At 47.5% G+C, this 10,611-nt stretch carries 9 protein-coding genes and 1 pseudogene; all 10 read left to right on the top strand.

The window, feature by feature from the left end:
• Positions 1-17: 17 nt before the first annotated feature.
• Positions 18-1,373: a site-specific integrase gene (locus tag B5D52_RS15615; RefSeq protein ID WP_016148532.1), complete on the top strand. Its 1,356-nt coding sequence runs from the start codon at positions 18-20 to the stop codon at positions 1,371-1,373.
• Complete coding sequence (locus tag B5D52_RS15610) at positions 1,342-3,954, top strand: hypothetical protein (protein ID WP_016148531.1); 2,613 nt, start codon at positions 1,342-1,344, stop codon at positions 3,952-3,954. The genes B5D52_RS15615 and B5D52_RS15610 overlap by 32 nt, the downstream gene beginning before the upstream one ends.
• Positions 3,924-5,573 (top strand): hypothetical protein, encoded by a 1,650-nt coding sequence (locus B5D52_RS15605; RefSeq protein WP_143149430.1) that lies wholly within the window; start codon positions 3,924-3,926, stop codon positions 5,571-5,573. Before B5D52_RS15610 ends, B5D52_RS15605 begins: the two co-directional genes overlap by 31 nt.
• The gene (locus tag B5D52_RS15600) at positions 5,551-5,973 is read left to right on the top strand and encodes a hypothetical protein (RefSeq protein WP_016148529.1); all 423 of its coding nucleotides are present in this window, start codon (positions 5,551-5,553) and stop codon (positions 5,971-5,973) included. Before B5D52_RS15605 ends, B5D52_RS15600 begins: the two co-directional genes overlap by 23 nt.
• Before the next feature lie 17 nt (positions 5,974-5,990).
• A complete protein-coding gene (locus B5D52_RS15595; RefSeq protein ID WP_178139580.1) occupies positions 5,991-6,359 on the top strand; it encodes a hypothetical protein in 369 nt (122 codons plus the stop codon).
• Positions 6,356-7,420 carry a zinc-ribbon domain-containing protein gene (locus B5D52_RS15590; protein WP_016148527.1) on the top strand — a complete coding sequence of 355 codons (1,065 nt, stop codon included), beginning with the start codon at positions 6,356-6,358 and terminating at the stop codon, positions 7,418-7,420. Before B5D52_RS15595 ends, B5D52_RS15590 begins: the two co-directional genes overlap by 4 nt.
• Before the next feature lie 143 nt (positions 7,421-7,563).
• Positions 7,564-8,400, top strand: coding sequence for a tyrosine-type recombinase/integrase (locus tag B5D52_RS15585; RefSeq protein WP_016148526.1), 837 nt, complete (start codon positions 7,564-7,566; stop codon positions 8,398-8,400).
• Between the two features lie 288 nt (positions 8,401-8,688).
• The gene (locus B5D52_RS15580; protein ID WP_078689259.1) at positions 8,689-9,828 is read left to right on the top strand and encodes a zinc-ribbon domain-containing protein; all 1,140 of its coding nucleotides are present in this window, start codon (positions 8,689-8,691) and stop codon (positions 9,826-9,828) included.
• A 69-nt stretch (positions 9,829-9,897) separates the two neighbouring features.
• Positions 9,898-10,271 (top strand): annotated as a pseudogene (locus B5D52_RS16870) (RrF2 family transcriptional regulator).
• A 65-nt stretch (positions 10,272-10,336) separates the two neighbouring features.
• Positions 10,337-10,611 (top strand): CD1107 family mobile element protein (locus B5D52_RS15565; protein ID WP_016148523.1); only part of this gene is annotated, 275 nt, incomplete at its 3' end.

Below are 10,611 nucleotides of genomic sequence, written 5' to 3'. Positions count from 1 at the left end.
AAAGGAGAAAAATGAATATGGAAGATGCAAGGATCAATACAACAGAAGAATGGAAGTACATGCAGCAGGTTTGTGAACAGCTGTGCTTTGGAATTTATGAGCTGCGGTGTCTGGCGGATAATGGAGAACAAGTGCTGCGCTATTTCATCGTCATCAAGGATGAAAACGGTCTGATTTGGAAGTGGACAAGACTGGCGCAGTATGCAGACACGAGAACTGGTATCGTCAGCTCGATCACCCGAAGCAACTATAAGAAGGTGCGCTATGTGACGCAGATGCTCAATTATTTTTTCTGTGGTCCTGATACCCCACACCGCATTCACCGATTTTCGCAGATCACTTATGAAAAGATAACCGACTATTTTGAGCACTATGCAAAGACTCCGTCTGAGCGCACCGGACGCTATCGAACCCAACTGCAAGTCAGTGAGTGCATCCTGACTTGTACACAATTTGTGGACAATCTGCTGAAAGACGGAATTAAACTTGCAGTCAAGAAGAAAGAACTGTGGAAGAAGGAGGAAAAGCTGGAACGACAGGGCGGGCAGATTCATAGCTATCAGAAAAAGACAGCAACTATACCCAATTTTCATGTGACCTGCTTTTCAGAGGACAAGCAGCCGATCTTTCGTGATATCCCGAACAAAATCTTACAGCGGATGTTCCGGCTGGCTTTTAGATACATGCCGCATCTTGTGATGCCGATGGCACTGGGGGCTTTTGCCGGACTCAGACCGGGAGAGTGCTGTCAGGTGCAGCAGGAGTTTGTCGGTGGCTTCCAGTGTCAGTATGTTGCAGGCAAGCTGCATGCGGTCACATTTGACCTGACACGGAATCGGCAGCTTAGAGGTGATGGAGTCAGTACGGGAAGCATCAAACGGCGAAGAAAGCAGAAAGTATATCCGGGATTTCTTGAGCCCTTTCAGAGAATTTTGCAGTTTCAGAAGCGATATCTGGAGCAGATCGGTTTTGAACCGGAATTTGCACCGCTTGTCGTCAATTCCAGAGGAGTGGCCATGACAACGGCGGCATACAGCAGTGCGTTTCAGAAGCTGGTCGAGGTCTATTTGCGACCGTCTTTGTTGCAGGATGAAGACCCCTATATGCAGCAATATGGTCAGATGCTGCTGGAAAATAAACTGGGTCCGCATGCTTTACGGCATTGGTTTTCAGTCGCACTGGTTTTGGACGGTGTCAATGCGACGTTGCTGCAGTATTATCGGGGCGATCGGGATATCGAGAGTTCGTATGTGTATGTGACAAACAAGTCCGAGCTTGTCAAACAATATCAGAAGACAACTGCTGGTATGGTTGATGAAATTCTGAAAGAAGGTGTTTACTATGCAGGAAAAGAATTATATTCCGCTGAATAAGGCGATAGAAGCGATGGGAATTTATAGCCGAGCGGTCTGGCTTAAAAAGTTGGAAAAGGCAGGGATTGTACCGCAGGAGACAGAAAATGGTTTGTCTTTTGAACGGAAGGACTTTGATATGTTGTGTGAACTGAAAGCCAAACATATAGAAGTAGGACAACTTCTCGATTCGCTGGAGCTTGCGCTGCCCGCAAATGCGCAGTTTGAGCTGAGCACTTTGCTGCTTGATCTGGGATTAGCGATCTCTTCGGATGACTTTCTCTGTACCGATCAGAAGAAGCTGGTTTGGTGCCCATATCCGTTAGAAGCTGCTATGGAGACCATTGATTTGTTTTGTCAGTGGAACAGTCCGCAAAGAGTCGGGTACTTTACTGCTAAAGAGCTGGAACGAGCCTTGTTTTTGCGGCCGGGAAGGGTTCTGCCGGATATTTGTCAGGGGCGTGTCAGTCCAGAAAGTTGTGTGGAAATGGATGGGTATTGTTACTTCACGCAAAGTTATGGGGAGAAATGTATTCGGATTCATCAGGAATACGCTTGGCTGACGGAGGACGATGATATACAGGACAGCTTGTTAGAACAGCTTCAAGATGAAGGGTACACCTGTGGTCGGCTCAATCAGTATTATATTGGGTTTGAGGATCGGGTTTTCTGCCTGTATGGTGAGCGGCTGCGTATACGAAAGAGATTGAAAGCACTCTTAGAAACCGAGAATAATGAAGTAGATCATATTCTGGTGGATGGAAAACCTTACATTGAAGTGATGACCTGTTTTGCTCATTTTGCGCCCAATCCGGCATTCAATCAAACAGATCACAGGTGTCGGATGGATCTATGGGCTTTTCTGGAGCGTTATCCTGAGTTGGAGGCTCGGAAACAGGGGAATGTTTGGTATGTGCCACAGGAACTCAGCAAAATGCAATGGTATTTACTGGAACTGTTCTGGATGTCTTATAAAACGTCAGATCAGATAGTCGGAAAAGTTCTTGCAGAGAGACTCCGACCACAGATGCCGGTTGTTATTCGGGAGCTGGAAGGGATTCTGAAAGGGGATTACACCCATGCGGGCGTTGGTGTGCTGCAAAATTTCTTCTTGTACAGTTCAAAAGATTTGCCGCAGTATAGCGATCAGGATATGAGGCAAATGATCGAGTATTTCACCAAATCTCCGTTGATCGATGGCAAGCTGTTTGAGAAGTTGACCGCACAGGTTTATCACAAATATCCTTGCAAATTCCATTTTTTACCTGGCTTTAAGCAGCGTAAGAAGGGAAGTAAGACCATTACAGCCTACACAATGGAAGAGTTTGCGGTAATGGCATATTGCCTGTTCAATCCGGATTACATCGTAGCACAGGAGATTTACGAGAAGGTTTGTGAGTCTGCAAAAAAGGCAGAGTTATGGCTGTATCTTTGCCTGCACTGGATCAGCGGTATTCGGTCGGGAGATCTTTGCAGGCTGCCAATTTTACAGCCCATCCTACCACTGAAACAGGTAATACAACAGATTCAGGATGATACGTTGCGCTCGGAAACTTGCCGGGAAATGCTGGGCCGACTGGAATTTCACTTGGCGAATCACCCAAGAAAGCCCAATAAGACAAAGAGTCAGCTGGTGCCTGATTTGAAATTGTTCTTTCCGGAGTCGCTCAAAGAGCATTTTGGCCGTCTGTACTTATTGGTCTGCGCATATCGCTGGGATATGCCGGAAGAACGGCGGAATCAGCCGCTGTATCGCGGGGCCAATCGGGATCAGCTCACTCGATTTTTGGGACAGTTATTTGTTGATCAACTGGGAAACCGCTCGTTTTCCTCCCGTGCAGCCAACAAATCCTTTCTGCAATCCCTGCAAAACGCAGAAAGCAAGAATGGTAATCCGATCGCAGGCTACTTTATGGCGACGATCGCCCGATCGCATAAGATCCGATACGGTGAAATCTCTAAAGTGACGGCAGCCTACCTGAGTGATATGAAATTTTTCGGTGAAACGCCGGAATACTTTGCTGCGATGATGTTTGAACGGGGTGTGCTGTCTTTTATCCCGTATTTGATGCTGCAATATCTCTATGGGGAGTCGTATCAGCAATTATCGTCACAGGTGCAGACCAATCTCATTCAAAAGCTCGACTTATCTGCACATGAAGTGGAGAGCTTTACGACAGGGTGTCTGAAGACCATGAATAACGCCCAGAAAAACGTGCGCCAGCTGCTCGCCGTAAAGAGCCAAGACGAGATCCGGGAAGCCTTCTATACGATTGGAAGTGGTCTGGGGGCCAGCCGTGGGATGCACTCTTACTGCCTGCGCATGGCACTGAACGAGCGTTGTCAGAAGCGAGAGTGTCTGGGCTGTCCCTATGAGATGCAGACCAGAGCGGATGCCTATTTACTGGTCGGGCAATACCGCAAAATCAGGGCAGCCTACACAGAGAGCGTTGCACAGGGAGACTTGGCGCAGCAGAGAAAGTATCAGGCGATTTTAAAACGGCTTTTGTATGTCCTGTATCCCATCCTGTCTGTTTTACAGGCACAGGAACCGCACGGAGATTTGTTTCAATGGATGATGGAGGAACTGAAGAAAAAATGAGGGTTTTACAGCAGAATGCAGAGCGATATTACACCTATACGATGGTGAGAACGCTCGACGAAGTATTGGTTGAGGATGCAAAACAGAATTTTGCACGGTACAAACAGGAGGGGGTGTTGATTGGCTGTGCGTTTGAGGACGATGCTTGGAAACTGACTGACGAGGTAGACAGCTATCGGCTGGATTTTAGCAAGATTCAAGGACCGTATCGATTTGTCATTGAAAATAAGCTGGAACTCTCGGCAGAAGACTTTGTGTTTGCTGTCAAGGTTTACTGCATGATGCTGCTCGGTATGCGGGATCTGGATTATATACGAGTGATGCTGATCAGCCTGCGCAAGGTGCTTCGTGGTTTAACGATGCAAGATAGACCGGAAGCTGTGCTGGGTACGTTGCGAGATGCTTATTTGTTGCCGCAGAGGGAATTTTGGTCGCTCTTACAGACGGAAAATGAGATTGTATGCCGGATTCAGCAGTGGATGGAGCGATATAAGCCCAAAGCAGAAATCGCACAGCAGCAGCGGGAACTCAGCCCAATGACTTCGTACTTCCGCTTTTCAGAGGTTATGGAGCGGTTCTGGACACACGCAGGTAAGCAGGACAAGCTGGATTATTTTCCGCTCTGGTTTTGGTGGCATATTTCTATCGTGTTGCCGATGCGACCGACAGAGGTTGTCTTAACGCCAAGAGACTGCATCCAGAGGAATGAAAATGGTACGTTTCAGCTTACAATCCGAAAGGATAAGCTCAAGGGCGGACAAGAGTTGCATGGATATCAAATTGATACAGATTACGAACGTCATACTTATACGATTCCGCCGGAAATCGGACAGGGAATCGTTTGGTACATTCAAAATACAGAAAGCTATGCAGAAAATCAGAATCATCTGCTGTTTCGGCACCCCAAACGAGATTCTTACAAATACGATGATCTCCATAAGCTGTTGCGCCGCTTTTATGAGGTGGTCGTCCCAAACTATTTTGATGTAGTTGAAGCGGGAAAAAACGAGATTGCAGACAATGAGATTTGCAGGATCCAGTTGGGTGATACGAGACACATCGCCATGATTTCACTTATTTTGCAAGGCAGCAACCCCACTGTCTGCCGGGATCTTGCGGGTCATCGCAATGTAGATATTTCGGCACACTATTACAGCAATATTTCAGAGCTTGTAGACAGTGTGACCTATGAGCTGGCTCGTAAGAAGAAGGGGAAGCAGAAAGTCGAAGCGCACATTCCACAGGTTCGTCCGCTCTATGGAATGCAATATGCAGAAATTGCAGGCGGCAGGTGCTATTCACCGGCTTTTTCCAAGGATGGTTCGGTGGATGACTGTATTGCCAGCTGGGCAGATGGCAGACAAATGGGAGACTGCGTAAACTGTCGGTACTTCCGATCGACCGATCGTTCATTTACCCTGATTGATTTGAAACAGGAGCATAAAGAAGCGTTGGACGAGCAATTTCAATACATTCAGAAAATGATTCAATGGGTTCGTGGAAATCGGATTCCACTGGAAGTACTGGATCGAGAGATGCAGAAGCTCAATGGTCAGATTACAGCTTATACACAATTACTGGAACAGGAGGAGCAAAATGGGACGCAAGAAGAAATTTGACGAAGCAGAACTGATTCATATCGCGCAGGAGTATCTGCTTACTTGTGACATGGAAAAACCGACTTATACCAGATTGTCCGCTTGGGTGAAGGAGTCGGGTTTGGATATCGGCGAGCATATTTTTCGAGCCATTCCCACAATTCGGAAAATGATGCAGCAGAATCAGCAGCGATACGCTGAACAGCAGGGTTTTCCTAAGTCTGTCGCCTATGTGACATTCGATGTAGAACACGAAGTGTGTGCAGTACGATCTCAGGAGGGGGCGAAACGGCTTATTCAGCGATTACAGGAGCGAGAACGGTATTTTCGGGATATTTATGAGAGTAGTAGTGCGATGGCTGATACGCATAAAAAATATACCAGCAACTGCAAGAGACAGCAAAAAATCAGAAAGAAATGACTGTACTGTGCCAGCGATTGCAGGAAGAAGTGAAAGCGTTAAAAGCGGAGAATCGGAAGATTCGGCAGCAGAATGTTAGAATGAAGATTTTGTTGGAGTCAGCCGTATATCCGGAGATTGCGGCGGAGCTGGGAAGTGAACTTGGCCTGAATATTCCGACAAGCAAGATGGACAACAAGACACTGGATCGTATGATTACAACGGTGCCGGAAGAAGATGCACCGGTTTTATCCAATGTGGTGCCGATGGTTTCGGTTCGGAAGGAGCTGGAGATTCAGAAAGAAGCAGATGATGATCCGGATGCTGCGTTGGAGCAGATGCTTCTGCGCCTGAGCGAGGAGAGGGAGAAGCCGGGAAATGATCTGTATGGAGTGGATGCTCCTTGAAGCACTCAACACTTGCAGACAAGTTTCCGGAGCTTGCCAAGCAGTGGGATTTCGACAAAAACGAAGGGTTAAGCCCACAAACGATAGCTCCCTATTCGGAAAAGCTGGTCTGGTGGCGGTGTGCGCTGGGACATACATGGCAAGCCAGTGTTGCCGACCTTAGCCGTGGTCGAGGATGTCCCTACTGTTTTGGATATAGACCGATTCCGGGAGTCAGCGATTTACAGACATTATACCCGGAAATTGCCGCAGAGTGGCACCCGGAACGAAACGGCAGTTTGTTGCCGTCTCAGGTAGCAAGGCGTTCCAATAAGATTGTCTGGTGGCGATGTGAGAAGGGGCATGAATGGCAGGCCCGTGTAAATAATCGGGTCGGTTATGGTACAGGATGCCCTTTCTGCTTTGGTCGACTGGTGATTTCGGGGAAAACCGATCTCGCTGCCCGGTATCCAGAAATTGCAGACGAATGGAATTACGAACGCAATCAGGGGTTACTTCCGTCTGAGCTTCCGGCACAGTCCAACAAGTTAATCTGGTGGAAATGCAGCGAGGGACACGAATGGCAAGCAACATCCAATAATCGAGTCCATGGAAAGGGATGTCCGTATTGCTCGGGTAGGCGGGCAATTTCTGGTGTGAATGATTTAGTGACACTGTTCCCTGAAATTGCAGCTGAGTGGAATCCAGATAGAAATGGAGACCTTTTACCATCACAGGTGAAGCCATTCTCCCATAAATTGGTCTGGTGGAAGTGCAAGGAGGGACATGAGTGGAAAACTATCGTTTATAACCGGACGAGAGGACGTAGCTGCCCCTATTGTATGGGAAGTCGAGTCATCCCTGGAGTCAATGATTTGGCTACTCAGTATCCGGAGTTAGCGGTACAGTGGTATCAGGAGCGTAATGGCGATCTGCACCCGGAAAAGGCTGGGTGCTATTCGAGTAAGAAGGTGTGGTGGCAGTGTGATCAGGGGCATATTTGGCAGGCAGAGATCGGAAATCGGGTTAGAACTGGCAGTCGCTGTCCATTTTGTATGGGGCTGGAGAAGCGCAAGGTGTAATGGAATATAAAATACAATAAATTCAGTAAAGATATATGCGATTGCGCTTCCAAACAAAATTGGTATGTGATCTATCAGATAGCTTCGTTTTTCAGTAAAATGGATATAATAAGGTCATATTTATGAGAACAGGAGAAGCTATCATGCAGGATAAAACAGATCGTTTGTCGGACTTTATCGATTATCTTCGCACAGAAGAACGCAGTGCGGGGACGATTGAAAAATATATGCGCGATGTGCGTAAGTTTTTTTGCTGGTTGGGGGATAAAACTCTGGAAAAAGTTCAGGTTTCCGCGTGGAAAGCACATCTGCTCACGGATGGATATGCACCGGAAACGGTCAACTCTATGATCGTGGCGCTGAATCGTTTTCTGGACTTTATCGGTCGATCTGACTGCCGTGTGCACACGTTGCGCATTCAACGCAAGTTGTTCCGTCGTCCGGATCGAGAGCTGACACGGCCGGAATATGAGCGACTTGTACAGACCGCCGAGCGCAGAGGACAGGAGCGACTTGCACTGCTGCTGGAAGCCATCACTGCAACCGGAATCCGTGTATCCGAGGTCAAATATCTGACCGTGGAAGCTGTTAAAACCGGACGTGCGGAAGTTGCTCTCAAGGGCAAAATCCGTGTTATTTTACTGCCGAACAAGCTGTGCCGGAAGCTGCTGAAGTACGCCAAAAAACAAAAAACCGCTTCCGGTGAGATTTTTCTCACGAGAAACGGGAAAAGTCTGTCCAGACGGCAGATTTGGAGCGAAATGAAACATTTATGTAAGTTTGCGGGCGTAGAAGCAAGTAAGGTATTTCCGCATAACCTGCGGCACTTGTTTGCTACAGTGTTCTATCAGACGTGCAAAGATATTGCAAAACTTGCCGACGTGCTGGGGCATTCCAGCATCGAAACCACTCGCATTTATCTTATTACCTCGGGTACAGAACACGCAAGGCAACTGGCGCATCTGCGGCTGATTTCATAGGACGAAATCAACATTTTGTCACAAGCATTGTCTGCTATTCAGGTGTTTTATTACATACTGTTGAGGAGATTGTATCATATTTTCTCGATACTTGCAAGATAATCGACTTCTAAGCCAAGACAAATAAGGTCACAAACGTAAATTTTTTTGTGACCTTTTCTTTTTGCGCCCAAAATTAAAAATGATTATAAAGAATCTGAATATACTGCAAATTATGCCCTGATTTTCTTTTTCTCTAAATTGTTATATATCAACCAAATGTTGATTTTGTGATATAGGAGGGGTTGGGTGAAAAAATCGCTGAAAGAGTTCTGCGAAGAGACCGATAGAAATGATTTACTCGAACAGTGGGATACGCAGCGAAATCTTCCTTTAACACCCGATCTGGTAACCTATGGCAGCAAGAGAAAAGTGTGGTGGCGTTGTAAGCAGGGACATACATGGCAGGCTTCGATCTGTACGCGTACCGGAAACGGAACAAGTTGTCCTGTTTGTGCTGGAAAAATGCCAGTCGCAGGAGAAAACGATTTGCAGAGCCGATATCCTGAATTAGCTCATGAGTGGCATCCGACACGCAACGAAATCACGCCACAGCAGGTGCTTCCGGGCAGTCATAAAGCGGTTTGGTGGGTGTGCAAGCGTGGACACGAGTGGAAAGCGTCGGTCAAATCGCGGGTTGTGGGCAGCGGTTGTCCGGTTTGTGCCAATCGTATGGTGATTCCGAAGGAAAATGATCTGGCAACAGAGTTTCCAGAGATTGCCGCGCAGTGGCATCCCACAAAAAACGTAAATTGTACACCGTATAATGTTTCTTTTGGCAGTCGGCGCAAAGTATGGTGGATTTGTGAGAAAGGACATAGCTGGCAGGCTGCGATATACGCCCGAGTGCTGAATGGTAGTGGATGCCCAGTATGTTCCGGTCGAAAGGTGCTCGCTGGAGAGAATGATCTGGCCAGCCAGTTTCCCGAGATCGCAGTGCAGTGGCATCCTGAGAAGAACGGAACGCTCACGCCGCAGCAAGTCACACCCTATGCAAATCGGAAAGTTTGGTGGAAGTGTGAGCTGGGACATTCGTATCAGGCTCTGATTAGCACGAGAGCCATGAGCGGAACCGGTTGTCCGTACTGTGCGGGAAGAAAGGTATTGCCTGGTTTTAATGATCTGGCAACGCTGTACCCGGAAATTGCAAAACAGTGGCACCCGACTTTGAACGGAACGCTTACACCTGACAGTGTGACAGCTGGGGCACATCGCAAGGTGTGGTGGCAATGTTCGGAAGGTCATGTCTGGCAGGCGGTTATCTATGCGCGTACCGGAGCTAAAAAATGTGGCTGTCCGGTCTGTGCCGGACGTATCAAAATACGATGGCCAATGCATTATTCAGAAATGAGAAGTGTCAAAGAGCATGGAATGCCACAGAAAAGTTGATGAATAGCATCAAAATATATAAGTTTTTACGCTCTTAAACACTACCTTTAAGGTTGGCTTTGGAGAGGAATGAGGGAAAGGAATACCATGCAGTTTCATACAACAAGTGATTACGCAATTCGGACGGTGATGCACCTTGCAATGCATCCAGACCGATGTTGCAGTGCGACAGAGATTGAGCAGCAGATGGGCGTACCGGCGCAGTATTTACATAAAGTAACTGCTAAGCTAAAAAAGCTGGACTGATTCAAACAGTACAGGGGAATGGCGGTGGATATCGTCTGTGCACTGATGCGAGCATAATCTCATTATACGACATCTTATCGCTGACTGAGCAGACGTTGGAGATTAACGGCTGTCTGGTGGATGAAGATTTCTGTTCGCGTCATGCGACGGAAACCTGTCCAGTGCGGCGGGTAATCGCAACATCAGTACGATGTTAAAACAAAGTCTTAAGCAAACAACGATTGTTTGTTTGTTGGAGAAATAAAAAATGGAGGTAAAGCAAATGAAACACAAAAGAATCATTTCTCTTGTATTGACTGCGGCCATGATGCTATCTATGTGCATGCCTGGCTTCGCGGTTGATACGGGCGAAACAGATGCACCGCCGACACCAGTGACATGCACTTGCGAGACCAAGTGCGTAGACGGCGCGGTCAATTATGAATGTCCTGTTTGCAGCGCGGATGGTGCAAACCTTGAAGCGTGCAAGGGCGCAGAGGCAACCACGCCGGAACCCGAATGCACTTGCGAGATCCAGTGCACCGAGGGAACGGTTGC

Source organism: Butyricicoccus pullicaecorum DSM 23266, from assembly GCF_900167005.1.
GTDB classification, from domain to species: Bacteria; Bacillota; Clostridia; order Oscillospirales; family Butyricicoccaceae; genus Butyricicoccus; species Butyricicoccus pullicaecorum.
This window is presented reverse-complemented; position numbering and strand designations above follow the sequence as displayed.